This is a genomic window from Streptomyces sp. GB4-14 (assembly GCF_022696125.1).
Classification (GTDB): Bacteria; Actinomycetota; Actinomycetes; order Streptomycetales; family Streptomycetaceae; genus Streptomyces; species Streptomyces werraensis.
On the sequence record NZ_RZHO01000002.1, the window covers coordinates 1,612,021 to 1,637,034 of the forward strand.

Annotated in this window: 23 protein-coding genes; 4 read left to right on the top strand and 19 right to left on the bottom strand. The window is 72.1% G+C overall.

Features of this window, described 5'->3' with window-relative positions:
• Positions 1-26: 26 nt before the first annotated feature.
• The 3 genes from ELQ39_RS08330 to nsdA all read right to left on the bottom strand — a co-directional run bounded on the left by ELQ39_RS08330 (position 27) and on the right by nsdA (position 3,546).
• Positions 27-365, bottom strand: a complete 339-nt coding sequence (locus ELQ39_RS08330) for a P-II family nitrogen regulator (protein WP_006130453.1) — start codon at positions 363-365, stop codon at positions 27-29.
• Positions 362-1,702 (bottom strand): ammonium transporter, encoded by a 1,341-nt coding sequence (locus ELQ39_RS08335; RefSeq protein WP_225627654.1) that lies wholly within the window; start codon positions 1,700-1,702, stop codon positions 362-364. Before ELQ39_RS08335 ends, ELQ39_RS08330 begins: the two co-directional genes overlap by 4 nt.
• A gap of 347 nt (positions 1,703-2,049) precedes the next feature.
• On the bottom strand, positions 2,050-3,546 hold the full coding sequence (gene nsdA, locus ELQ39_RS08340; protein WP_225627657.1) for a transcriptional repressor NsdA: 1,497 nt from the start codon (positions 3,544-3,546) through the stop codon (positions 2,050-2,052).
• Between the two features lie 448 nt (positions 3,547-3,994).
• Here nsdA and ELQ39_RS08345 point away from each other — a divergent pair, with 448 nt between their 5' ends.
• The gene (locus tag ELQ39_RS08345) at positions 3,995-4,660 is read left to right on the top strand and encodes a bifunctional DNA primase/polymerase (RefSeq protein WP_190005350.1); all 666 of its coding nucleotides are present in this window, start codon (positions 3,995-3,997) and stop codon (positions 4,658-4,660) included.
• A gap of 138 nt (positions 4,661-4,798) precedes the next feature.
• Here ELQ39_RS08345 and ftsY read toward each other — a convergent pair whose 3' ends face one another.
• From ftsY to ELQ39_RS08370, 5 genes are all read right to left on the bottom strand, one after another.
• Entirely contained in the window at positions 4,799-6,001 is a 1,203-nt protein-coding gene (gene ftsY / locus ELQ39_RS08350) for a signal recognition particle-docking protein FtsY (RefSeq protein WP_190005349.1), read from the bottom strand.
• Positions 6,002-6,239: 238 nt separating this feature from the next.
• Positions 6,240-7,658: a sugar porter family MFS transporter gene (locus tag ELQ39_RS08355; RefSeq protein ID WP_190005348.1), complete on the bottom strand. Its 1,419-nt coding sequence runs from the start codon at positions 7,656-7,658 to the stop codon at positions 6,240-6,242.
• A 229-nt stretch (positions 7,659-7,887) separates the two neighbouring features.
• Entirely contained in the window at positions 7,888-11,499 is a 3,612-nt protein-coding gene (gene smc / locus ELQ39_RS08360; RefSeq protein ID WP_242591534.1) for a chromosome segregation protein SMC, read from the bottom strand.
• Between the two features lie 288 nt (positions 11,500-11,787).
• Complete coding sequence (locus ELQ39_RS08365; RefSeq protein WP_006130460.1) at positions 11,788-11,991, bottom strand: hypothetical protein; 204 nt, start codon at positions 11,989-11,991, stop codon at positions 11,788-11,790.
• A 378-nt stretch (positions 11,992-12,369) separates the two neighbouring features.
• Positions 12,370-12,651 carry an acylphosphatase gene (locus tag ELQ39_RS08370; protein WP_242591535.1) on the bottom strand — a complete coding sequence of 94 codons (282 nt, stop codon included), beginning with the start codon at positions 12,649-12,651 and terminating at the stop codon, positions 12,370-12,372.
• A 175-nt stretch (positions 12,652-12,826) separates the two neighbouring features.
• On the opposite strand from ELQ39_RS08370, the gene ELQ39_RS08375 reads away from it, so the two are divergent.
• The gene (locus ELQ39_RS08375) at positions 12,827-14,194 is read left to right on the top strand and encodes a CAP domain-containing protein (RefSeq protein WP_242591536.1); all 1,368 of its coding nucleotides are present in this window, start codon (positions 12,827-12,829) and stop codon (positions 14,192-14,194) included.
• 84 nt (positions 14,195-14,278) lie between these two features.
• Here ELQ39_RS08375 and ELQ39_RS08380 read toward each other — a convergent pair whose 3' ends face one another.
• Both ELQ39_RS08380 and ELQ39_RS08385 read right to left on the bottom strand, forming a co-directional pair.
• The gene (locus tag ELQ39_RS08380) at positions 14,279-14,422 is read right to left on the bottom strand and encodes a hypothetical protein (RefSeq protein ID WP_242591537.1); all 144 of its coding nucleotides are present in this window, start codon (positions 14,420-14,422) and stop codon (positions 14,279-14,281) included.
• 48 nt (positions 14,423-14,470) lie between these two features.
• Positions 14,471-14,920, bottom strand: coding sequence for a GNAT family N-acetyltransferase (locus ELQ39_RS08385; RefSeq protein ID WP_242591538.1), 450 nt, complete (start codon positions 14,918-14,920; stop codon positions 14,471-14,473).
• 75 nt (positions 14,921-14,995) lie between these two features.
• Here ELQ39_RS08385 and ELQ39_RS08390 point away from each other — a divergent pair, with 75 nt between their 5' ends.
• Positions 14,996-15,397, top strand: a complete 402-nt coding sequence (locus ELQ39_RS08390; protein ID WP_163087067.1) for a winged helix-turn-helix transcriptional regulator — start codon at positions 14,996-14,998, stop codon at positions 15,395-15,397.
• Here ELQ39_RS08390 and mutM read toward each other — a convergent pair.
• The 9 genes from mutM to ELQ39_RS08435 form a co-directional block, all read right to left on the bottom strand.
• Positions 15,370-16,254: a bifunctional DNA-formamidopyrimidine glycosylase/DNA-(apurinic or apyrimidinic site) lyase gene (gene mutM, locus ELQ39_RS08395; RefSeq protein WP_190005344.1), complete on the bottom strand. Its 885-nt coding sequence runs from the start codon at positions 16,252-16,254 to the stop codon at positions 15,370-15,372. The two genes, ELQ39_RS08390 and mutM, sit on opposite strands and share 28 nt — an antisense overlap.
• An 83-nt stretch (positions 16,255-16,337) precedes the next feature.
• The gene (rnc, locus tag ELQ39_RS08400) at positions 16,338-17,156 is read right to left on the bottom strand and encodes a ribonuclease III (protein ID WP_190005343.1); all 819 of its coding nucleotides are present in this window, start codon (positions 17,154-17,156) and stop codon (positions 16,338-16,340) included.
• 19 nt (positions 17,157-17,175) lie between these two features.
• Positions 17,176-17,349, bottom strand: coding sequence for a 50S ribosomal protein L32 (rpmF, locus tag ELQ39_RS08405; protein WP_003951102.1), 174 nt, complete (start codon positions 17,347-17,349; stop codon positions 17,176-17,178).
• Between the two features lie 2 nt (positions 17,350-17,351).
• Complete coding sequence (locus tag ELQ39_RS08410) at positions 17,352-17,996, bottom strand: YceD family protein (RefSeq protein WP_225627664.1); 645 nt, start codon at positions 17,994-17,996, stop codon at positions 17,352-17,354.
• 131 nt (positions 17,997-18,127) lie between these two features.
• Positions 18,128-19,231, bottom strand: a complete 1,104-nt coding sequence (locus ELQ39_RS08415) for an ATP synthase F0 subunit B (protein WP_225641972.1) — start codon at positions 19,229-19,231, stop codon at positions 18,128-18,130.
• A gap of 112 nt (positions 19,232-19,343) precedes the next feature.
• Positions 19,344-19,823 carry a pantetheine-phosphate adenylyltransferase gene (gene coaD / locus ELQ39_RS08420; protein ID WP_006130469.1) on the bottom strand — a complete coding sequence of 160 codons (480 nt, stop codon included), beginning with the start codon at positions 19,821-19,823 and terminating at the stop codon, positions 19,344-19,346.
• Positions 19,824-19,849: 26 nt separating this feature from the next.
• On the bottom strand, positions 19,850-20,437 hold the full coding sequence (rsmD, locus tag ELQ39_RS08425; protein ID WP_242591539.1) for a 16S rRNA (guanine(966)-N(2))-methyltransferase RsmD: 588 nt from the start codon (positions 20,435-20,437) through the stop codon (positions 19,850-19,852).
• A gap of 64 nt (positions 20,438-20,501) precedes the next feature.
• Positions 20,502-22,703, bottom strand: a complete 2,202-nt coding sequence (recG, locus tag ELQ39_RS08430; protein WP_242591540.1) for an ATP-dependent DNA helicase RecG — start codon at positions 22,701-22,703, stop codon at positions 20,502-20,504.
• Positions 22,704-22,776: 73 nt separating this feature from the next.
• Positions 22,777-24,465, bottom strand: a complete 1,689-nt coding sequence (locus ELQ39_RS08435; protein WP_242591541.1) for a DAK2 domain-containing protein — start codon at positions 24,463-24,465, stop codon at positions 22,777-22,779.
• Positions 24,466-24,731: 266 nt separating this feature from the next.
• On the opposite strand from ELQ39_RS08435, the gene rpmB reads away from it, so the two are divergent.
• Positions 24,732-24,917 (top strand): 50S ribosomal protein L28, encoded by a 186-nt coding sequence (gene rpmB, locus ELQ39_RS08440; RefSeq protein ID WP_004924906.1) that lies wholly within the window; start codon positions 24,732-24,734, stop codon positions 24,915-24,917.
• Positions 24,918-25,014 lie beyond the last annotated feature (97 nt).

Sequence of the window (25,014 nt, forward strand, 5' to 3'; positions counted from 1 at the left end):
GCGACTCCTGTTCGGTCGGTCTGCTGTCAGAGCGCGTCCGGGCCGCGCTCGCCGGTCCGGACCCGTACGGCCGTCTCGACGGGGATGGTCCACACCTTGCCGTCGCCGATCTTGCCGGTGCGGGCCGCTTTGACGACGACGTCGACGAGCTGCTCGGCGTCGTCGTCCTCGACCAGGACCTCGATGCGGACCTTGGGCACCAGGTCGACGGTGTACTCGGCGCCGCGGTAGACCTCGGTGTGACCGCGCTGGCGGCCGTAGCCGCTGGCCTCGGTGACGGTCAGACCGTGCACTCCGAAGGCCTGGAGGGCCTCCTTGATCTCGTCGAGCCGGTGCGGCTTCACGACGGCGGTGATGAGCTTCATGCGTCCACCTTCTTGCTCTCGGCCGGGGCGGCGGGGCTGCTGGCCGGCGTACGGGCCGCGCCGCCGCCCGCGCCGCTGAAGTCGTATGCGGTCTCGGCGTGCTCGGCCTGGTCGATGCCGGCCACCTCCTCGTCCTCGGAGACTCGCATACCGATGGTCTTGTGGATCAGGAGGGCCAGGACCGCGGAGGCGACGAAGGAGTAGGCGAGGACACCGAAGACACCGGCGCACTGCTTCCAGAACTGGTCGAGGCCGCCGCCGTAGAAGAGACCCGCGACGTCGGACTGGCCCTTGCCGGTGGCGAAGAAGCCGATGAGCAGGGAGCCGATGATGCCGCCGACGAGGTGGACGCCGACGACGTCGAGGGAGTCGTCGTAGCCGAACTTGTACTTCAGGCCGACCGCCATGGCGCACAGGACACCGGCGACGAGGCCGACCGCGATGGCGCCGAGCGGGGAGACCGCGCCGCCCGCCGGGGTGATGGCGACCAGACCGGAGACCGCGCCGGAGGCGGCGCCCAGCGTGGTGAACGCGCCGTGGCGGATCTTCTCGTAGGCGAGCCAGCCGAGGACGGCGGCGCCGGTGGCGACCTGGGTGTTGACGAACATCAGCGCGCCCACGCCGTCGTCGTTGCCGAGCCACGAGCCGGCGTTGAATCCGAACCAGCCGAACCACAGCAGACCGGCGCCGAGCATGACCAGCGGGAGGCTGTGCGGGCGCATCGGGTCCTTCTTGAAGCCGATGCGCTTGCCGATCACCAGGATCACGCCGAGGGCGGCCGCACCGGCGTTGATGTGCACGGCGGTACCGCCGGCGAAGTCGATGACGCCCAGCTCGAAGGCCCAGCCGCCGGCGCCCCACACCCAGTGCGCGACGGGGAAGTAGACGACGGTGGCCCACAGCGCGATGAAGAGGGCCCACGCGGTGAACTTCACGCGGTCCGCGAGGGCGCCGCTGATCAGGGCGGGGGTGAGGACGGCGAACATCAGCTGGAAGACCAGGAAGACGAAGACCGGGATGGTGTAGCCGTCCCAGAGTTCGGTCAGGCCGATGTCGCTCAGCCCCACCCAGTCGGAGTTCCAGCCGACGAGGCTGCCCTTGTCGTCGCCGAACGCGACGGAGAATCCGTAGAGCACCCACAGGATGGTGACGATGCCCAGGCTGATGAAGCTCATCATCAGCATGTTCAGCGTGCTCTTGACCCGGACCATGCCTCCGTAGAAGAAGGCCAGGCCGGGGGTCATGAGCATCACCAGGGCGGAACAGATGAGCATGAACCCTGTGTTGGCGGCGGACAGCGTGGGCGCGTCTGCTGCCAGGGTGATGGCTTGTGCCATCGGCGTCTCCTCGTCGTATGTACGGCCCCGTGCGGGCGAAGCCTTGAGCGGATTGAGGGGTGGGCCGGTTATGCGCCATGAAGACTGGCGCAGCGCCGTTTCGGTGGAAGCCCCTCGTTGTTTCGCCGCCGTGACGAAGGCACCCGGTGCGTTACGGGTCGGTGAACCGCCGGATCCGGGGCGCGCCGATCGTTATCGTGGCGCAATCTTCGGTGTACGGCGGGGAACCGCGGCCGGGGAGACACACGACCGGCCGCGGCCGGCCTTCCGAATGACTGGCATGGGGGAGCCGAGTCGGGCAGTTCGGGAGGGCCGGCCGCGGCCGGGGTCCGGGATCGCTCCGCGGGTCAGACCGCCTGGGCGGTCTCGGGCAGCTCGGCCGCGAGCCGCTCGGTGAGCGCGACGACCTCGGCGAGCTCCCCGAAGTCGCGTACGGCGGTGTCGACGGTCTTTCGGATACGAGTGTTGACGCGCTCGGAACGGACTTTCTTGGCGGCCTTGATGGCCTCGGTGGCGAGAACCGTGCTCTGCTCGGGCTCGCGCTGGAGCAGGTGGACCGTGGCCATGCCGATCAGGTTGAGGGCGTAGGAGCGCTGGTGCTCGCCGCCCTCCCGGCCGAACAGCTCCACGGCCCGCTGCATCAGCGGCTCGGCGAGCGAGGCGTAGGTGGGGCTGCGGCCCGCGACGTAGGCGAGGTCGCGGAAGGAGTGGCTGTTCTCCGCGTACAGCTCGGCCTCGGAGAAGAAGCGGATCCAGTCGGGGTCCGGCTCGTCCCACTCGTCGGCCTCGGCGAAGGTGTCCTCGGCCATGCGGACGGCGCGCTTGCAGCGGCCGGGCTGACCCATGTTGGCGTAGGCGCGGGCCTCCATCGCATACAGCATGGACTGGACGCGGGGGCTCGCGCAGTCGCGGCTGCCGTACTGGGCGAGGTGGATGAGCTCCAGGGCGTCCTCGGGGCGGCCGAGGTGGATCATCTGGCGGCTCATGTTGGACAGCACGTAGGAGCCGAGGGGCCGGTCGCCGGCCTCCTTGGCGGCGTGCAGGGCGAGCACGAAGTACTTCTGCGCGGTGGGCTGCAGCCCCACGTCGTAGGACATCCAGCCGGCCAGTTCGGCGAGCTCGGCGGCGACCTTGAACAGCCGCTTGGTGGTGGCCTCCGGCTGGGGCTCCTGGAGGAGGTCGGTGACCTCGTGGAGCTGGCCGACGACGGCCTTGCGGCGCAGTCCGCCGCCGCACTGGGCGTCCCACTGCCGGAACATCACGGTGGTGGTCTCCAGCAGGTCCAGCTCCGGCTTGGAGAGCCGGCCGCGGGCGCGCGCCGAGGAGGGGGCGACGTCCGGTTCGGGCCTGGGCAGGGGGCTGGGCGGGGAGGGGACGAGCCAGCGCTGCATGGGCTCGATGAGGGACGGGCCCGCGGAGAGGGCCAGCGAGCTCCCGAGGAAGCCGCGCCGCGCCAGCATGAGGTCGCTGCGCGAGAACTCGCTGAGCAGGGCCACGGTCTGCGGGCCCGTCCAGGGAAGGTCGACGCCGGTGGCGGAGGGCGCAGGGCGTGTGGTGCGCAGGCCCAGGTCCTCCACGGAGACGACGACGCCGAAGCGCTCGGAGAACAGCTCGGAGAGGATGCGCGGGATCGGCTCGCGCGGGTTCTCCCCGTCGAGCCAGCGGCGCACCCGGGAGGTGTCGGTGGAGATGTGGTTGGCGCCCAACTGCCGGGCCCTGCGGTTCACTTGGCGGGCGAGCTCGCCCTTGGACCAGCCACTGCGGACGAACCATGAGGTGAGCAGCTCGTTCGGGCGCTTCTCCGCACTCGCAGAACCCGCCCCGCCACCGCTGTTGCCGCTCACTGGAACGCCCCCATCCCTGAAGACCACTTGTCGCTGAGTGCGCCAAGCCCTATCAGAATGCCGGTAGTTGGGGCCGCCCGTCCGGCGGTTGCCACCCTTCGAACGGAAAGCCGGGTTGCCTCCGGCATACCCACGAGTGCATGTGCCCCATCCAAACCGTGCACACACAGTAACCCTACGATCACCCGCCCCACCATGGCGGAACCTCAATCGCCACCATTCGCCACCCCTTCGAATGAACGCACCGTCGCCGGCCCGCGATTGACTTGACACAGAGCAGACAAGAACGGGTGCAGCGGGTGCACTCCGGGGCGCTTGGCGCCCACCGCACCACCCCGCGTGCATCGAGGCGCTGGTTGGCGCAGGTCGCACCGGGAAGGCGGAAACAGAGAGTCACACTCTGCGTCCGCTACGTAACCACCGGTGCGCCGGACCCGTTGGAGGGGGCATGGGCTTCACGATCGGCATCAGTCGGGGCATCCGTGACATCCGGTCCGGCTCGCGGCGGCGCGGCCGCTCCTCGGACGGCACGGTCGTGGCGGAGTACACGGGACTGTGGGGCTGGGAGGTGGTGCCGGGCGTCCGTGCCGTCGCCGGTTCCTGCTCCTGCGGCCGTGCGGGCTGCCGGGCGCCGGGCGCCCACCCCCTGGAGCACGCGCCGTCGATCCGCGCGGGCGCGCCGCTGGAGGAGGTGACCGCGCTGTGGTCGGAGTTCCCGGGCGCCTCGGTGATGCTGCCCGTCGGGCAGGCGTTCGACGTGATCGAGGTGGCGGAGCCCGCCGGGTGTCACGCCCTGGCGCGGCTGGAGCGGATGGGCCTGCCCGTCGGGCCGGTCGCCGCCACCCCGGACGGCCGGGCCCAGTTCTTCGTCGCCCCGGGCGCCGCGGCCGCCCTGCCGGACCTGCTGTACCGCATGGGCTGGGACGACCCAAGCACCCTCGATCTGCGCGGCCTGGGACGCGGGACGCACATCACGGCGCCGCCGTCGGACCACGGCGGCCTCGGCCCGGTGCGCTGGCTGCGCTCCCCCGCCCTGGACTCCGCCTCCCGTCCGCCGGAGGCGCGGCTGCTGCTCGGCACGCTGGCGTACGTGGCGCACCGCTCCGCCGCCTGACCCTCTTCCTGCTCGGGCTCCTGACCTTCCTCCCGCTCTGCCGCCTGACCCCCTACCGGTACGGCGAAGCGCCCGTCCCCCGACCGTTTCCGGGGGCGGGCGCTTCCTCGCGTACGGGGCCGGACGGCTCCGGGGGTGTCACTCCCCCAGCAGGGCGTCCACGAAGGCGGCGGGCTCGAACGGCGCGAGGTCGTCCGCGCCCTCGCCGAGACCGATCAGCTTGACCGGGACGCCCAGCTCGCGCTGGACGGCGACGACGATGCCGCCCTTGGCCGTGCCGTCGAGCTTGGTGAGCACGATGCCGGTGATGTCGACGACCTCGGCGAAGACCCGCGCCTGCACCAGACCGTTCTGGCCGGTGGTGGCGTCCAGCACCAGCAGCACCTCGTCCAGCGGGGCCTGCTTCTCCACGACCCGCTTGACCTTGCCGAGCTCGTCCATGAGGCCCGTCTTGGTGTGCAGCCGGCCGGCGGTGTCGATGAGCACCGCGCCGGCGCCCATCTCCTTGCCCTCCTTGACCGCGTCGAACGCGACGGAGGCCGGGTCACCGCCCTCCGGGCCACGCACGGTGTGGGCGCCGACCCGCTCGCCCCAGGTCTGCAGCTGGTCGGCGGCGGCGGCGCGGAAGGTGTCCGCGGCGCCGAGGACGACGGTGTTGCCGTCGGCGACCAGGACGCGGGCGAGCTTGCCGGTGGTGGTGGTCTTGCCGGTGCCGTTGACGCCGACGACCATGACGACGCCCGGGCCGCCGTCGGGGTTCTCGGTGTGCACGGTGCGGTCCATCTGGGGACCGACCAGCGTGATCAGCTCCTCGCGGAGCAGCGTGCGCAGCTCCTCAGGGGTGCGGGTGCCGAGCACCTTGACCCGCTCGCGCAGCCGCTCGACCAGCTCCTGGGTGGGCTGGACGCCGACGTCGGCGGTGAGCAGGGTGTCCTCGATCTCCTCCCAGGTGTCCTCGTCGAGGTGCTCGCGGGACAGCAGGGTGAGCAGACCCTTGCCCAGGGCGTTCTGCGACCGGGACAGCCGGGCGCGCAGCCGGACCAGACGGCCGGCGGTGGGCTCCGGGATCTCGATCTCGGGAGCCTCGGCGGCGGGCGGTTCCTCGATGACGACGGGACCGGCGCCCGCCGGAAGATCAACCTCCTCGATGGTGCGCCGCGGTTCCTCCCGCGGCGTCTCGGCCTCTTCGCCGACGTGCGGCTCGGCCGGCGGGGCGGTGATGTCGGGCGCGGCGGGCGGCGGCGGGGGCAGCGGCTTCTTGCGCCGGCTCCCGACGATCAGCCCGCCGAGCGCGCCGAGCACGACCACGGCGATGACTACAGCAAGGATGACGATGTCCATAACCCGTCCAGTATCAGCCATGCTCCCCCCACGCCCCCCATACAGACGCGCGCCGTCCGAGGCGCCAAAGGGGCGCGGGGAACCACGCGCCGGCCGCACACAACCCGCACCCGTCCGCGGACATGCCACCGCCCCGGCTCGGACACATCCGAACCGGGGCGGGTGGGGGGTGGCGTACGAGGGGCGGGGCAGCGGGGAGGTGACCCCGCCCCTCGGGTCAAAGGGGGGCGGAGGGGCGTCAGCCCATCTCCTCCAGCCGCTTGCCCTTCGTCTCCTTCACGAACTTCAGCACGAACGGAATCGACAGCGCCGCGAACACCGTGTAGATCACGTAGGTGAAGGACAGGTTCCAGTCCGCCAGTGACGGGAAGCTCGCGGTGATCGCCCAGTTGGCGATCCACTGCGCGGCGGCGGCGACACCGAGGGCGGCGGCGCGGATCCGGTTCGGGAACATCTCGCCGAGCATGACCCACACGACCACACCCCACGACAGGGCGAAGAAGAGGACGAAGACGTGGGCCGCGATCAGGGCGACCCAGCCCTGTGTGGCGGGCAGCTGGCCGTCGACGAGGTCCGAGGAGAAGGCCCAGGCCTCCAGCGCGAGACCGATCACCATGCCGACCGAGCCGATGATGGCCAGCGGACGGCGGCCGATGCGGTCGACGAAGATCATCGCGATGACGGTGCCGACGATGTTGATGATCGACGTCGTGAACGAGTAGAAGAACGAGTCCGACGGGTCGACGCCGACCGACTGCCACAGCGTGGCGGAGTAGTAGAACGCGACGTTGATGCCGACGAACTGCTGGAAGACCGACAGGCCGATACCGACCCACACGATCGGCTTGAAGAAGAAGCTGCCGCCGAGCAGGTCCTTGAAGCTGGACTTCTCCTCGCGGTGCATGCCGGTCTCGATCTCGGTGACGCGGGCGTCGAGGTCGACCTCGCTGCCCTCGACCTCGGAGAGGATCTGACGGGCGCGCTCGTGCTTGCCGACGGAGATCAGGTAGCGGGGCGACTCGGGGATGGCGAAGGACAGCAGGCCGTAGAGGACGGCCGGGACCACCATGACGCCGAGCATGACCTGCCAGGCCTCCAGTCCCATCAGCTCACCGCGCTGGTCGCCGTCGGCGGCGTTCAGGATGCCCCAGTTGACGAGCTGGGAGACGGCGATGCCGATGACGATCGCGGCCTGCTGGAAGGAGCCGAGCCGGCCGCGGTAGGCGGGCGGGGCGACCTCGGCGATGTAGGCCGGGCCGATGACGGAGGCCATGCCGATGGCGAAGCCGCCGACGACCCGCCAGAAGGCGAGGTCCCACAGCGCGAAGGGCAGCGCGGAGCCGACGGCGCTGACCGTGAAGAGGACCGCGGCGATCTGCATGCAGCGGATGCGTCCGATGCGGTCGGCTATCCGGCCGGCGGTGGCGGCGCCGATGGCACAGCCGATCAGCGCGATGGCGATGACCTGGGCGAGCGCGGCGGAGCCGACGTCGTAGCGGTCGCGGATCGCCTCGACGGCGCCGTTGATCACGGAGCTGTCGTAGCCGAAGAGGAAGCCGCCCATGGCGGCGGCAGCGGTGATGAAGATGACATGCCCGAGATGTTCGGGGTGAGCCGTCCTGGCTCCTGACGCTTGTGCCTGCGCAGTGCTGGTCACGTGTACTCCTCGGGCCACCGGCAACATCGCCGGGTGGGGGTCAGCCCTTCAAGGTTTCTGCCGTAGGCACCTGAAGGTAAAAACAACATTGCAGAGACTATGTCTTCAACTCTTGAAGTCAATAGATCCGCGGCTGTGAGTTACGAGACGCAGAAGCACAGAGGAGACCACGGAGGAGACCAAGGAGCGATCCCACAGAGGATTCACATCTTGAAGAGTTCGGGCCGTTTCAGCGCAGACGCTGACTGATGACCTTGGACACGCCGTCGCCCTGCATGGAGACGCCGTACAGCGCGTCGGCGACCTCCATGGTGCGCTTCTGGTGCGTGATCACGATCAGCTGCGAGGCCTCCTGCAGCTCCTGCATGATCCGGATCAGCCGCTGGAGGTTGGTGTCGTCGAGGGCGGCCTCGACCTCGTCCATCACGTAGAACGGGCTGGGCCGTGCCTTGAAGATCGACACGAGCAGCGCCACCGCGGTCAGCGACCGCTCGCCGCCCGACAGCAGCGACAGCCGCTTCACCTTCTTGCCCGGCGGACGCGCCTCTACGTCCACGCCCGTCGTGAGCATGTTGTCGGGGTCGGTGAGCACCAGGCGCCCCTCCCCGCCCGGGAACAGCCGGGAGAAGACGCCCTCGAACTCCCGGGCCGTGTCCCGGTAGGCCTCGGTGAAGACCTGCTCGACGCGTTCGTCGACCTCCTTGACGACCTGGAGCAGGTCCGCGCGGGTCTTCTTCAGGTCCTCCAGCTGCTCGCTGAGGAACTGATGGCGTTCCTCCAGCGCCGCGAACTCCTCCAGGGCGAGCGGGTTGACCTTGCCGAGCTGCTGGTAGGCGCGCTCGGCGGCCCTCAGTCGCTTCTCCTGCTCGGCCCGCACGAAGGGACGGGGCTGGTTGCGCGGATGCTCCGGGTCCTCCGGGAGCTGCTCGCCCTCGGCGGGGGGCGAGGGCGGCACCGGCTGGTGCGGCCCGTACTCCGCCACCAGCCCGGCCGGTTCGACACCCAGTTCCTCCAGCGCCTTCGCCTCCAGCTGCTCCATCCGCAGCCGCTTCTCCGCTCCTAGTACCTCGCCTCGGTGAACCGAATCCGTCAACTTGTCGAGTTCCGCCTTGAGATCGCGTCCCTCGGCGCGGGCGCGGGCGAGTTCCTCCTCGCGGCGCGCCTTGGCGGCCTCGGCGGCGGTGCGCTCCTCGGCGGCGCGGGACAGGGACACCTCGACGTGCGCGAGCAGCTGGCGGGCACCCGCGGCGACGGCGGCGGCGACCTCCGCCTCGTGGCGCAGCCGGGCGCGGCGCTGCTCGGCACGCGCGCGTGCCTCGCGTTCCGCGCGGGCGGCCCGGTCCAGGGAGTCGGCCCGCCCGGCCAGCCCTTTCACCCGCTCCTCGTGCGTACGGACCTGGAGGCGGGCCTCCATCTCGGTCTGACGGGCGTTGGCGCCGTCGGCGGCGAGCCGGTCGCGCACGGAGGTGTCGGGCTCCTCCTCGAACGGCATCTCCTCGGCCGCCTCGAGCCGCTCGGCGAGCTCCTCCACCTCGGCGAGCGCCCTGTCGAGGGCCTCCTGCGCGCGTTCGGCGGCGGCCCCGGCGCGCTCGGCCTCGCCCGCGGCGCCGCGTGCCTGTCCGGCGAGCCGGCCGAGCTGCTGGGCGACGGCGGACTTCTCCCGGTCGGCGGCCCGGCGCCGCTCCCCCAGCTCCTCGACGAGGGCGGCGCACTCCCGGCGCCGGGCGGCCGCGGCCTCCTGCGCCTCGGCCAGCTCCTCGCAGCGCACCTCGAGCTCCTCCAGCTCGGCGGCCGCCTCGTCGACGGACGCCTGCACCTCCAGGAGGCTGGGGGCGCCGGCCGAGCCACCGTGCGCGAAGTGGGCGCCGAGCAGGTCGCCCTCGGCGGTGACGGCGGTGAGGCCGGGCCGGGCGTGGACGAGTTCCTCTGCGTCCTCCAGGGTGGTGACGACGACGATGCCGTGCAGCAGCCTTCGCACGGCCGGCATGAGGTCGTCGGGGCCGCTGACCAGGCGCTCCGCGGGGAGGGGGGTCCCCGAGAGGGTCGAGGCTGCGGGCGTGTCGGGGGTGGGCGCGCCGTTCCCCACGCCCTCGGAGCGGGTTTCACCCGCGGTGTCGGAGGGCGGGCCGGCCAGGAGGAGGGCGGCCCGTCCCGCGTCCTGTTTGCGCAGCAGCCGGATCGCGTCGGCCGCCGCGGACGGGGAGGAGACCGCGAGGGCGTCCGCCGCCGCGCCGAACGCGGCCGCGAGCGGTACCTCGTAGCCGGGCGTCACCGTCAGCAGTTCCGCGGCCGGGCCCAGCAGCCCGGTGAGGCTGTCCCTCGCGCCGAGCAGCGCGCCGGTGCCGTCCTTGCGGCGCAGGCCGAGTGCCAGGGCCTCGTGGCGTGCCTGGGTCGCGGCGCGTTTCCGCTCCACGGCGGTGACCGCCTCGCGGGCGGCGGTGAGGGCGGCCTCGGCCTCGGCGAGCCCGCGCTTGGCCTCCTCGTGCCGCTCGCCGAGCTCCGCGTCGCCCGCGTCGAGGCCGTCGACCTCCGCCTGGAGGGTCTCGTACTCCTCCTGGGCGGCCACGGCGCGCTGGCGTGCCTCGTCGCGGGCGGCGGCGAGGCGTTCGATCTCGGCCTGGGCGGCGGCGGCACGGGAACGGGCGGCGCCCACTTGGCCCTTGAGCCGGGCGAGTCCTTCGCGCCGGTCGGCGATGGCGCGGGCGACGTCCTTGAGGCGCCGTTCCTCCTGGGCCAGTTCGCGCTCCAGTTCGGCGCGGTGGGCGACGGTGTCCTCCAGCGCGCGTTCGGCCGCCTCGAGCGCGGCCTCCAGTTCGGCTTCCTGCTCGCGGATGCGGGCGGCCTCGCGCTCCATGTCCTCGGGATCCCGGCCGCGCCGCTCCTCCGGGGGCGCGGAGGTGGCGCTCTTCACGCGTGCGTCGGCGAGCGAGACGGTGCCGCGCACGCGTTCGGCGAGCTGGGAGAGCTCGTACCAGGTCTGCTGTGCGTCGTGCAGCCGCGGGGCGAGGCGGCGGACCTCGTCCTCCAGGAGCGCCTCGCGTCGGAGGGCCTTCTTCAGCTCGGCCTCGGCCGCCTCCTTGCGCTGTTTCAGGGCGGCCTCGTCGGCGATCTCGGCCTGGAGCGCCTCGCGCAGCTTGACGAGGTCGTCGGCGAGGAGGCGCAGGCGGGCGTCGCGCAGGTCGGCCTGGATGACCGCGGCGCGGCGGGCGACGGCGGCCTGGCGGCCGAGCGGCTTGAGCTGGCGGCGGAGTTCGTCGGTGAGGTCCTGCACGCGCGCGAGGTTGGCCTGCATCGCGTCCAGCTTGCGCAGCGCCTTCTCCTTGCGCTTACGGTGCTTGAGGACGCCGGCCGCCTCCTCGATGAAGGCGCGGCGGCCCATGGGGTCCGCGTGCAGGACGGAGTCGAGCTGGCCCTGGCCGACGATGACGTGCATCTCGCGGCCGATGCCGGAGTCGGAGAGCAGTTCCTGGATGTCCAGGAGGCGGCAGGTGTCGCCGTTGATCTGGTACTCGCTGCCGCCGTTGCGGAACATGATCCGCGTGATGGTGACCTCGGCGTACTCGATGGGGAGGGCCCCGTCGGAGTTGTCGATGGTCAGGGACACCTCGGCGCGGCCGAGCGGCGGGCGGCCGGTGGTGCCGGCGAAGATGACGTCCTCCATCTTGCCGCCGCGCAGGGACTTGGCGCCCTGCTCGCCCATGACCCAGCTGAGCGCGTCCACCACGTTGGACTTGCCCGAGCCGTTCGGACCGACGACGCACGTGATGCCCGGTTTGAACCGGAGCGTGGTCGCCGAGGCGAACGACTTGAAGCCGCGGAGGGTCAGGGCCTTGAGGTGCACGCCGTCGGACTCTACCCGGCGGGCATGTCTCACTCCATGAGCGCGCGGTTTCGCGGGTGAACGCGCAGGGCATGCCAGACGTTGAGAAGGTGAAAAGGTGCGCGGGACAGAGAGTGCGCCGCGCGGGGGGCGCGGGGTTCCCCGCGGACAGACGGCAGGCTCAGCGGTTCGGGACGCGGAGGGGTGAAGAAAGAAGGGACGCCGAAGCGTCCCTTGCAGTTCTGACTGCCTGGCGGTGGTGACGAGCAAGCCCGACCACTGCGGTGCTGTTCGTGGAGCGTGCAGTGATCAGGTGAGCGCAGGCTCCGCCTGGTGTGCGTCAACGCTCTCCATGATCCTGTCGTGAGAAGCGGCAGCCTTCAGGGCGTCCTTCTCCGCCTGGATCCGTACGAGCTCGGATTCCAGGTCCTGGACGCGCTGCTGGAGCCGTCGCATCTCGGCGAGGAGTCGCGGGTCGGAGCCGCCGACGTAACCGAGAAGCGCCTTTGCCATGATGGATGGTCCTCCACAATGAGTGACCGACCGATGCGGTGTGGGTCGTGAGGGATTCGCACCCGCGGTGCTTGGCAGGCCTGGAGTTGTGCTGCCGTTCAGCCATGCCAAACAGCTAAGGTGCGCGGGGCTTTCAGCGTCTCACCAAAAAGTTTGAGGGTCAACACGATCACGCCCCGTATTGGGGGACAACCGGGCGCATACGGCCGGACGGCGGCGGCGTCGCGTTTCTCGCGGGTCCTCGGGGCGTGGCGATCATCTTGGCGGGCGCGGTGGCCGCCGGCAAGCCGTTTGCTTCGATCACCAGCACTTTTTTCCTCCCGGACGGTTCCCGGCGGGTCCCGGGCGGGCTTCGGTACGGCGGCCCGGCAGGGGCCGTCAGCGGATCGCGAAGCCGTCGTAGCCGCCGCGGGGTGTGTCCCAGATCTCGGTCACACCGTCCACGTGCCCGGGCGTGTCGCCGGCCTGGAGCCACTCCAGCAGCCGCTCGCAGCGCTCGCGGGGGCCCTCGGCGACCACCTGCACCCTGCCGTCGCCGAGATTCAGGGCGAAGCCCCGCAGGCCGCCGATCTCCAGGGCCTTGGCCCGGGTGAACCAGCGGAAGCCCACGCCCTGGACATGTCCGCGGACCCAGGCGACCAGTCGCACATCCTCGCTCATGGCTGCAACCTAACCGGACAAAGTCACACCGGGCACTCCTCCCCCTTGCGCCATGCGGTAGCGTCCCCACCCATGAATCTCATATGAAACTCACTCGTTCGTGTGAGTTTCGTGATCGTCGAGTTTCGGACTGGTCGCGAGACGCGGCCGACCGCCAGGACGAGGAAGGCCATACATGGGACGCCACCGACGCTCCGACGCCGGCCGCGCCGCCACGAGCCGCGCCGCCGGGGTCACCCACCACGACGGCTCCTACGGTGAAGGCCTGGACCCGCGAGGCGCCGGCGCCGACGGCCCGCCCACGATGGGCACCGCGCCGTACCTGAACCCGGAGGCCTACGCGCAGACGTACGCCCTCAGCGAGGCGTACCTGTACGCGACGGACGAGACCGCCCTTTCCTCCGGCGGCGCCGGCTTCACCCCGGGCGGCTACCCGGACGCAGGCCCCGCCCCGGCCGCGTACGCCTACACGGCGCCCGCCGCGGACACCCTCGCGGGTCCGACCGTCGCCGCGCCGACCGCCCCGACCGTCCCGGGCCCCCGCACCGCCGAGTACGACTTCACGGGTCACTCCTTCGCCGGTGACGACCCGCTGCCCGAGTGGGACGTCACGCCCCGGCCCCGCCCCGTCCGTACCGCCCGCACCACCGTGACCTCGTCGGTCGGCGCGGACGACCGGCCCGCGAACGGGCGGCGCCGCAAGAAGAAGAAGGCCGCGACGCCGGTCCGCACCGGGCTGCTCGGCGTGTCCGCCGCCGTGGCCATCGGCACGGTCGCGGTGGCCACCGGCGCGGTGCCGGGCCTGGAGAACTACAAGCTCGGCGGCGACCGCGGCCCCAGCGACAACGTGCAGGCCGGCGCCGGTGTGGCGACCAACCTGCCGACCGAGCAGGGCGGCACGTCCGGTTCCGCCGAGGCGCCGAGCCGCGACGCGTCGACCCCCGCGAGCCGCGACGGCGGACGCGCCACCTCCCCGGCGCCCTCGGCGATGCCGTCCACCCCGACCGCGCCGACGAAGACGCCCGAGGCGGAGAAGACCCCGGAGAAGACGGAGTCCGCGGCGGCCCCGGAGAAGACCGAGGAGCAGGCGCAGGACCGCAGGACGGCGCCCGACACCGAGCGGAAGGCGGGCGGCCAGAGCCAGGGCAAGGGCCAGACCTCGGCCGAGGCCACCGCCGCCGCGGAGGTGCTGCGGCTGGTGAACGCCGAGCGCGCGAAGGTGGGCTGCAGCCCGGTCACCGCGGACGGACCACTGACCGCGCTGGCCACGGCCTTCAGCGACGACATGGCCGGCCGGGGCTTCTTCGACCACACCGACCCCGACGGCGACACCCCGTGGGACCGCGCGCAGGCGGCCGGCATCAGCAACCTCGGCGGCGAGAACATAGCCCGCGGCCAGGCCGACGCCGAGGCCGTCATGCAAGCCTGGATGGACAGCCCCGGTCACAAGGCCAACATCCTGAACTGCGACTTCAAGACCCTCGGCGTGGGTGTCCACCTGGGCCCGGGCGGCCCTTGGTGGACGCAGAACTTCGGCTACTGAGCCGCCCCGGGCGGCTCGGCCCGGGCGTCGGCCGGCAGCGCCACCAGGCTCTGGTGAGCTGCCGGCCGACGCCCTCGTCGTGTCTCAGGCGGGCGGCGCCGGCCCATCGTCGGCGGCCCGCCCCGCCCTGAGGCGCTGCACTCCGATCACCAGCCGCACCGGCATGGCCCACAGGCCCGCGAGGGCGAATGCCGCCGTCGGGCCGGACAGCGCGCTGTGTGCCTTCACGGCTCCCCCCTTCCGACAGGAAGGCGTCTACCCGTGGCGGCCCCGCGCTCACAGGGTGACGGACAGCAGCGGGAGGACCCGGCCGGGGATGGAGCCGGACGGCGTCTCTCCCGTCCGTACCGCGCCCATCGCCAGGTAGAACCGCTGCGCGTTCGGGTCGGCCTCGATCGTCAGGCGGTGGAAACCGGCGGCCCGGGCGGTGGCGAGGGCGTGTGCGAAGAGGGCGCGGCCGATGCCCTGGCCGAGGGCCGACAGGTCCACGAACATCATGCCCAGGGCACCCTCCGGCGGCCGGCCGTCCACCGTCGTGAAGCCGAGGACGCGGCCGTCCCGTCCGGCCGGCGCGGCCCGCCGCTCCCTCACCTCCGACGGGGAGACGGTCGGTTCCTCCCGGCACGACGCCATGAAGGCCTCGTCGTAGCCCCAGTGGGCCTTCGACCGGAGGGCCGGTTCGGTCAGCTCGCCGGCCTCGTCGGGCCGGGCGTCCCGGATCAGCACGACCAACCTCCCCCTTCGCTTACCGGCAGTAAGCGCCACCCTTCGGTAAGCGCTGCTCTGAAGTACGCTGAGCCTATGACGACCACGCAGTCGGCCCCGGAGGACCGGGACCTCCCGTTCAACGTGTTCGCCAAGTCCTGCCCGTCCCGCGGCACGCTGGAACATGTGACCGGGCGCTGGGGAGGACTGACGCTGGGGGCGCTGTACGAGGGGTCGTTGCGGTTCAACGAGCTGCGCCGGCGCGTCGACGGCGTCAGCGAGAAGATGCTGTCGCAGACCCTGCACGCGCTGGAGCGCGACGGGCTCGTGCACCGCGAGGCGCAGCTGACCAACCCGCCCCGGGTGGACTACGAACTCACCCCGCTGGGCCGCGAGGTCGCCGAGCACCTGCTGGCGCTCATCCGTCTCCTGGAGGACCGCATGGACACCGTCCTCGAGGCCCGGGAGCGTTACGACGCGGCGCGCGGCGCCCGCTGACAGCGCGGGCAGAAGTAGCTGGAGCGGTTCATCCACGCCCGCCGGCGAATCGGCGTACCGCAGCGGCGGCAGGGCAGGCCCTCGCGGCCGTACGCGTCCAGGGAGCGGTCGAAGTAGCCGGACTCGCCGTTGACGTTGACGTACAGGCTGTCGAAGCTGGTGCCGCCGGCGACGAGGGCCGCGTTCATCACGTCGCGGACGTGGCCCAGCAGCTGCAGTGTGCGCGGGCGGGTGAAGCCGGCCGTCGGGCGCTCGTAGTGGACGCGGGCGCGCCACAGCGCCTCGTCCGCGTAGATGTTGCCGACGCCGCTGATCAGTGACTGGTCGAGCAGCGCCCGCTTGATCGTGGTCCGCTTGCGGCGCAGCGCCTGGTGGAAGGCCTCGTCGTCGAAGAGCGGGTCGAGCGGGTCGCGGGCGATGTGCGCGATGACGTCGGGCAGGCCGTCGGGGGTGTTGTCGTGCAGCGACAGTCCGCCGAAGGTGCGCTGGTCGACGAAGCGCAGCTCGGTGTCGCCCGCCGGGCCCTCGTCCGGCGACTGCGGCTCGGTGAAACGGATGCGGATGCGCAGGTGCTTCTCGTCCGGCGCGGCGTGCGGCTGCATCAGCAGCTGGCCGCTCATGCCGAGATGGGCCAGGACCGACTGGTCCGTGTCCTCCAGCGGCAGCCACAGGTACTTGCCGCGGCGGCGCGGGACGCCGATGCGGTGGCCCTTCAGCCGGTGCGCGAAGTCGTCCGCGCCGGCCGGATGGCGGCGCACCGCGCGGGGGTGCAGGACCTCGGCGTCGGCGACGGTCCGGTGGGCGACCCACCGCTCGAGTCCGCGCCGGACGACCTCGACCTCGGGCAGCTCGGGCATGACGTCCCCTCCCAGGACCGGTGGAACGAGCACCGAGCGCCCGCCCCGGTGCGGGGACGGGCGCTCGGGTCGCGCGTGCTACGTCAGGCGGAGGCCGACGGGGCGTCGGCGCTCTTGCCGGAGGCTTCGGCCTCGGCGGCCTGGACGACCTCTTCGGCCTCCTGAGCCGCCTTGGCCCGCTCGTCCGCCGCGGCCTTGATGGCCCGCCACGCGGACTCGGCGGCCTGCTGCTCCGCCTCCTTCTTGCTGCGGCCGGTGCCGGTGCCGTACGAGACGCCTCCGACGCGGGCGGCAGCAGTGAAGGTCTTCTCGTGGTCGGGGCCGGTCTCCGTGACCAGGTACTCGGGAACGCCGAGCCCCTCGGTCGCGGTGAGCTCCTGGAGACTGGTCTTCCAGTCCAGGCCGGCGCCCAGGTTCGAGGACTTCTCGATCAGCGGGTCGAACAGGCGGTGCACCAGCTCCGCCGCCGATTCCAGGCCCTGGTCGAGATAGACCGCGCCGATCACCGCTTCGAGGGTGTCGGCGAGGATGGATGCCTTGTCCCGGCCGCCCGTTCCCTCTTCACCGCGGCCGAGCCGGATGAAGGAGCCGAGGTCGAGCCCGCGGCCCACCTCCGCCAGCGCACGCGAGTTGACCACCGCGGCCCGCAGCTTGGCCAGCTGGCCTTCGGGCAGGTCGGGGTGGGTGCGGTACAGCGTGTCGGTGACGACGAGGCCGAGCACGGAGTCCCCGAGGAACTCGAGGCGCTCGTTCGTCGGCAGACCGCCGTTCTCGTACGCGTAGGAACGATGGGTCAGCGCACGCACCAGAAGGGCGGACTCGACCTGGTAGCCGAGCCGCCCTTCCAGAAGCGTTGGGGACGAGGCCTGGTTGTCCGCAGAGTTTTTCTTCGGCGTGGACACAGTGCCTCTCACCAGCCGCTCAGACCTCGAGGACCTGGCGCTTGTTGTAAGTGCCGCAAGACGGGCACGCGATGTGCTGCTGCTTGGGCTCGTGGCAGCGCTCGCACGCAACCAGGGTGGGGACCGCAGCCTTCCACTGCGACCGGCGGTGGCGCGTGTTGCTGCGCGACATCTTCCGCTTCGGAACAGCCACGGCTACTTCTCCTGCTTCTCGTCGACGCCGGCTTCGGCGCCGCTCATCTCGTCCTTCTCGCCGTCCTTCATGGTGCCGGCGAGTCCCTGCAATGCCGCCCAACGGATGTCGACGGCGTCGTGATGGTGGTCCGGGTCGTCCGCCAGCCGTACTCCGCACTCGGAGCACAGTCCCGGGCAGTCTTCCTGGCACACCGGCTGCATCGGCAGTGCGAGCACCACCGCGTCGCGCAGCACCGGCTCGAGGTCGAACAGGCCGTCCTCGAGGAGGAGCCGGTCCTCGTCGTCCTCGGCGTCGTCGCCCGGTTCCGCGATCACGCGGCCCCGGTCGTCGGCGTCAGGGTACGAGAACATCTCCTGGAAGTCCGCTTCGAGCTCCAGCTCGAGCGGCTCCAGACACCTTACGCACTCCCCCTCGGCCTTGGCACGGGCGGTGCCTGTGACGAGCACACCTTCCATGACCGACTCGAGCCGGAGTTCGAGCTCCACCGGGGCGCCTTCCGGCACTCCGACGACTCCCTGGATACCGAGGTCCTGGGGAGCGTCGACCGTACGGGTCAGGCGCTGCAGCGCACCGGGCCGCCGCCCCAGCTCGTGCGTGTCGAACACGAGGGGGTTGCGGTGGTCGAGGCGGGCGTTCAGAGCCATTCCTGCTTTCGATCTTCGAGCTCAGAGGGTGTCGCTGCCGTACGGATGCGTTCCGGGCAGCGTGGATCGCGGTCATACGCGCGACCGAAGAGCCAGGATACTGGACCTTTCGCTCTCGGCCCAATCCGCCCCTAGAGGCCCCGCTCGCGCCGGTAGGCCTCGAGCTGCTCGGGCGTGATCATGCTGGTGTCGAACAGGCTCGTCTCGTCCAGCGCGTACCCCTGCTGCGGCTGAGGCGGCACGTGCTGGGCGGCCTGGCCCGGGTCGTACCCCTGCTGGGAGGCGTCGTAGCCCTGGTAGGCCGCGTACGGGTCGGTCTGGGCGTAGCCGCCGGCCTGGGCGTACGGGTCCTGGGCGCCGCCGTACTGCTGCTGGTAGCCGCCGTAGGGGTCGGCCTGCTGGACGTCGTAGCCGTACGCGGGCTCCGGCTGGGCGTAGGGCTGCGTCTGCGGCTGCGGGGGCTGCTGGGGCTGGGGCGGCTGCTGCGGCCCGGACCTGCGGCCCTGGGCGTCCTGCTCGGCGAGGGAGGCCAGGTCGGCGAGGTAGTCGGCGTCGCTGGAGTGCTGGACGGTGGTGGTGTCGTCGGCCAGCGCGCCCAGGTCGTCGGTGGCGATCCGGCCGTGCAGCTTCTGCCGGCCGCGGCCGACCGCCTCCAGCGTCTTGGCGAGCACCGCCTCGAAGGCGCCGAGCTTCACGTCGACGTAGGCGTCCGCGTTGCGGCGCAGCGTCTCCGGGTCGTGGCTGCGCTCGGGGGCGTCCTCGTCCTCGTAGCCCTGCTCGTCGAGGCCGGGGCCGGTGCCGAGCAGCTTCTCGCGGCCGCGGCCGACGGAGCCGAGGGTCTTGGTGAGGACGACCTCGAAGTTGGCGAGCTTGGAGTCGACGTAGTCGTCGGCCTCGGCGCGGATCTCCTCGGCCTCCTTGCGGGCCTCGGCGAGGATCCGGTCGGCCTCGGCCTGGGAACGGCGGGCGATCTCGGTCTCGGCGATCAGCGAGCCGCGCTGGGCGTGCGCCTCGGAGATGATCCGCTCGGCCTCCTGGCGGGCCTGTTCGACCATCTGCTCCCGGCCGCCGATCAACTCCTCGGCCTGGGCAAGGGAGTCGGGCAGCGCCGCGCGCACCTCGTCGAGCATGGCGAGCAGTTCGGCGCGGTTGACCACGCACGACGCCGACATGGGCATCGACCGGGCACTGGAGACCGCGGCGACGATCTCGTCCAGCTTCTTCTGCACGTCCACCGTGTGCTCGCCACTCTCTACAGCTGTGTTGGAGACGGACGGGACGACTGTACGGCCATGGGGCGTCCGGTGGACACCGGATGCCCCCGCCGTCCGTGGCGCCGGGGTGCGTTCAGTCCTTGCGCAGGCGTTCGGTGAGCGCCGTCAGGACCTCGGCGGGCACCAGGTGGGAGACGTCGCCGCCCCACGCCGCGACCTCCTTGACGAGCGAGGAGGACAGGAAGCTGTAGGTGGGGTTGGTGGGGACGAAGAGGGTCTCCACGCCCGAGAGGCCGTTGTTCATCTGGGCCATCTGCAGCTCGTAGTCGAAGTCGCTGACCGCGCGCAGGCCCTTGACGATGGCGGGGATGTCGCGCTGCTTGCAGAAGTCGACGAGGAGGCCGTGGAAGGCCTCGACCCGGACATTGCCGTACTCGGCGGTGACGGTGCGGATCAGGTCGATCCGCTCCTCGATCTCGAACAGGCCCTTCTTGGACTTGTTGATCATCACCGCGACGTAGACCTCGTCGTACAGCCGGGAGGCCCGGGCGATGATGTCGAGGTGTCCGTTGGTGATCGGGTCGAAGGACCCGGGACATACGGCGCGGCGCACTGGTGATTCCTCGCTCTCCGGTCCGGTCATCGTGCGTCTTCGCACGTAGAGGCGGCGCGACCGTACCAAAACGTTCCCTCGCCGTACCGACGGGCCCGGATGGCCTCGAAACCCGGCGGGAAGGCGAATTCTCCGCCTCTGGTGCTGCGCTCCACGGTGACGAGGGCGTCGGCGGCGAGCCACCCCTGGGAGCGGAGTGTGAGCAGGATCTCCCGAAGATCGCCGTCGGAGACGGCGTAGGGCGGGTCGAGGAAGACGAGGTCGTACGGCTGCTCCGGCGGCGCGGCGCGGACGATCTGTTCCGCTTTGCCGGACCTCACTTCGGCGCCCGGGAGGCCGAGCGACTTCACGTTCTCCCGGACGGTGCGCACCGCGCGGGCGTCGGCCTCGACGAGCAGGACGTGTCCGGCTCCGCGGGACAGGGCTTCCAGGCCGACGGCGCCGGAGCCCGCGTAGAGGTCGAGGACGCGTTCGCCGTCGAGGGGACCGCCGAGCAGCGACTGCCAGGTGGAGAAGAGCCCTTCGCGCGCCCGGTCGGAGGTGGGGCGGGTGCCCTGCCCCGGCGGGACGGCCAGGCGGCGTCCGCCGGCGGTGCCGGCGATCACGCGGGTCATGTCCTCGGTCCTTGTCCGTGAGTACGGGTCGGTGTGTGCGGGCCGGTGGCCGCGTCCCAGTCTGTCAGCCCTTCTCCAGGTACTGCTCACGCTCCTCGTCCAGCAGGGCGTCCAGTGCCGTGCGCAGGGCGGGCAGGCGCTCCAGGTCCGGGTCGGCGGCGACGATCCGGTTGGCCTCCGCGCGGGCCTCGGCGATGACCTCCTCGTCGTCGATGACGGCGAGCATGCGCAGGCTGGACCGGGTGCCGGACTGGGCCTGGCCCAGCACGTCGCCCTCGCGGCGCTGTTCGAGGTCGATGCGGGAGAGCTCGAAGCCGTCGAGGGTGGACGCGACGGCGTTCAGCCGCTGGCGGGCGGCGCTCGCCTCGGGCATCTCGCTGACCAGCAGGCACAGTCCGGGGGCCGAGCCGCGGCCGACGCGGCCGCGCAGCTGGTGCAGCTGGGAGACGCCGAAGCGGTCGGCGTCCATGATCACCATCACGGTGGCGTTCGGGACGTTGACGCCGACCTCGATGACGGTGGTGGCCACCAGGACGTCCACCTCGCCGGCGGCGAACCGGCGCATCACGGCGTCCTTGTCGTCGGGCTGCATCCTGCCGTGCAGGACCTCGACGCGCAGTCCGGCCAGCGGGCCCCGCGCGAGCTGCTCGGCGGTGTCCAGGACGGCGAGCGGGGGCCGCTTCTCCGCCTCCTCCTCGGGGGACTTCTTCTTCGCCTTGGCCCCGTCCTCCTCGTCACCGATGCGCGGGCAGACCACGTACGCCTGGTGGCCCTTGTCCACCTCCTCGCGCACGCGCTCCCAGGCGCGGGCGAGGAAGTGCGGCTTGTCGGCGGCCGGGACGACATGGCTGGCGATGGGCGAACGGCCGGCCGGGAGCTGGTCCAGGACGGAGGTCTCCAGGTCGCCGAAGACGGTCATGGCGACCGTGCGCGGGATGGGCGTGGCCGTCATGACGAGGAGGTGCGGCGGCTGCTTGCCCTTGCCGCGCAGGGCGTCGCGCTGCTCGACGCCGAAGCGGTGCTGCTCGTCCACGACGACCAGACCGAGGTCGTGGAACTGCACCTTGTCCTCGATGAGCGCGTGCGTGCCGATGACGACGCCGGCCTCGCCGGTGGCCAGGTCGAGCAGGGCCTTGCGGCGGGCCGCGGCGCCCATGGAGCCGGTGAGGAGAACCACCTTGGTGGCGTTCTCCGCGCCGCCGAGCATGCCCCCCTCCGCCAGCTCGCCCATCATCTCCGTGACCGAACGGTGGTGCTGCTGGGCGAGGACCTCGGTGGGCGCGAGCATCGCCGCCTGGCCGCCCGCGTCGACGACGGCGAGCATGGCGCGCAGGGCGACCAGGGTCTTGCCCGAACCGACCTCGCCCTGGAGCAGGCGGTGCATGGGGTGGTCGGTGGCGAGGTCGGCGAAGATCTCCTCGGAGACCTTGCGCTGGCCCTCGGTGAGCGTGAAGGGGAGGCGGTCGTCGAAGGCGGCGAGGACACCGTCGGGCCGGGGGCGGCGGGGCACGGCCGGGAGCTGGGCGTCCGCGTGCCGGCGGCGGGCGAGGGCGACCTGGAGGACGAACGCCTCGTCCCACTTGAGGCGGGCGCGGGCCTCCTCGATGTCCGCCTTGGTGTGCGGGCGGTGGATCTTCAGCAGCGCCTCGGGCAGCGTGACCAGGCCGCGGCCCTCGCGCAGCGACTCGGGCAGCGGGTCGGCGGCCTCCTGGGCGCTGGGCAGCACCGTCTGCAGCGCCTTGCCGATCTTCCAGGACTCCAGCTTGGCGGTGGCCGGGTAGATCGGGATGAGCGCGCCCGCCCAGGTCTCCACCGTCTCCTCGGCGTCCCCGCGCAGCAACTCGTAGGCAGGGTGGGCGAGTTGGAGGCGGCGGTTGAAGACGGAGACCTTGCCGGCGAACATCGCGCGGGTGCCCGGCAGGAGTTCCTTGTGCGGCTTGTGGACACCGGCGCCGAAGAAGACGAGCTGCAGCCGGCCGCTGCCGTCGGTGATCGTCACCTCCAGGCGCTGGCCCTTGCCGCGCGGGGCGCGGCTGGAGGCGAAGGTGTGCAGCCGGGCGTCGGCGACCTGCGCGACCACGGTGACGTGCTCGTCCATCGGCAGGTCGGCGAGGTGGGTGAGCTGGCCGCGCTCCTCGTACCGGCGCGGGTAGTGGTGCAGCAGGTCGCCGACGGTGTGCAGGCCGAGGTGCTCGGCCATCACCTTCGCGGTGGCGGGGCCGAGCACCTTCTTCAGTGGTTCGTCCAGTGCGGGCACGGGATCCATTGGACACCACCTCACTGACAGAGCGGGGACGGCGGGCCGCCTCACCCGTCCGCGCCGGGCGGCGGCGGCCGGGTCACTCGACGCCGATGAGCAGGACGGAGCCCTGCCGGCCGCCGTCGTAGACGACCGTGTCGACGGCCAGGTAGCCCTCGCGGACCCGGGCCTCCAGGCGTTCGGCGACGGACTCCGGGGCGCCGTCGCCGACGACCAGGGTCACCAGTTCCCCGCCGGCCGCGAGCATGCGGTCCAGGACGGCCAGCGCGGTCTCGGTGAGGTCCTGGCCGATGACCGCCACGTCGCCGTCGACCAGACCGAGGACGTCGCCGGCCTGGCAGATGCCCGCCATGGTCCAGGACTGCCGCTCGGCGACGGTGACCTCGGCGTAGCGGGTCGCGCCGGCGGCGGAGGTCATCGCCACCACGTCCTCGTCGAACCGGCGCTCCGGCTCGTGCACCGCGAGCGCCGCGATGCCCTGTACGGCGGACCGGGTGGGGATGAGCGCCACCCGGACGCCCTCCGCCCGCACCTGCTCGGCGGCCGCGGCGGCGGTGTGCCGCAGCTCGGCGTCGTTGGGCAGCAGCACCACCTCGCGCGCGTGGGCGCGCCGTACGGCCTGGACGAGCTCGCCGCTCGCGGGCGGCTCCCCGGGCCGGGCGAGCACGGCCGTGGCGCCGGCCTCCGCGTACAGCCCCGCCAGGCCCTCGCCGGGCACCACGGCCACCACGGCCCGCTGGACGCGCTCGGCGCGCGTCCGCTCGGCCCCCGCCGCGTGCGCGTCCCCGGCGCCGAAGTGGGTGATCCGGATGCGGTACGGCCGTCCCGCCTCGACGCCCGCCTCCACGGCGGCGCCGGCGTCGTCGACGTGCACATGGACGTTCCACAGGCCGTCGCCTCCGACCACGACGAGGGAGTCCCCGAGGGTGTCGAGCCGCTCCCGCAGCCGGGCGACGGCCGTGTCCTCGGCCTCCAGCAGGTAGATCACCTCGAAGGCGGGGCCTTCGGGCCGCGGTACGGCGTCGTCGTCCGCGCAGGGAGCCGAGACCGTGTGCGCGGCCCCGGTGCGGGCGTGCGGGCCGGGCCCGCGTGCCGCCGCGCCCCGGGGGGTCTCCCCGGTGAGCGACTCCACCAGCGCCGCCAGGACGGCCACCAGTCCGCGTCCCCCCGCGTCGACCACGCCCGCCCGGCGCAGGACGTCCAGCCGGTCCGGGGTCTCGGCGAGCGCCGTGCGGGCGCCCTCGTAGGCGGCGCGGGCCACCGCACCGCAGTCGCCGCCGGCGCCCCCGGCCGCGTCGGCGGCGGCCGAGGCGACGGTGAGGACCGTGCCCTCGACGGGGTGCGCCACCGCCTGCCGGGCGGAGTCGGCCGCGTGCCGCAGGGCGAGCCCGAGACCCGTCCCGTCGGCGTGCGCCGGGGCGTCGTCGCCGGCCAGCACCTGGGCCATGCCGCGCAGCAGCTGGGCGAGGATCGTCCCGGAGTTCCCGCGCGCGCCGATCAGGGCGCCGTGCGCCATCGCGCGCACCGCGTCGGCCAGGGTGGGTCCTGGATCCCCGCCTCCGCCCGCCTCGTGACCGGCGAACACCGCCTCCACGGCCGTGGCCGCCGACTCCAGCGTCAGATAGAGATTGGTGCCGGTGTCGCCGTCCGCCACGGGATAGACGTTGATCGCGTCGATCTCCTCGCGGGCCCGTCCGAGCGCGTCGAGCGCGAGACCGCACCAGGCACGCACCGCGAGAGCATCGAACGTCTGCGGCACCTGCGGCACCTGCGCCTCCTCGAGCTGCTGGACGTGGCACGCAGCGTAGACGGTGGGCCCCCTCCTGCCGGAAGAGGGCCGCAGGCGGCCCCGTGAGCTGGCATGCTAGTTTCGTCCTACGGGTGCAGCCGTTGTATGCTGCTCCGGTTGCCCGATCCGATCGGGCGTCTCCCCTGGCAACGCCACTCAGATCCGCCCGGCTCCCCGAGCCCTGGATCTGGATCCCGGCCTGCCGGGATCAACCGTAAGTGCATCTGAAGTCTTTGGAGTGACCCGTGGCTGCCAACTGCGACGTCTGCGGCAAGGGGCCGGGCTTCGGCAACAACATCTCGCACTCGCACCGCCGTACGCCCCGCCGCTGGAACCCGAACATCCAGCGTGTGCGTACCGTGGTCGGCGGGACGCCGAAGCGCGTGAACGCCTGCACCTCGTGCATCAAGGCCGGCAAGGTCTCGCGCTGACGCAATCGCTGAGCGCGCGGCCACAGCCGGTATCGCCGCAACGGGCCGGTCCACCTCAGGGTGGACCGGCTTTTTGCTGTGCCCGGCGGCGGGTGTG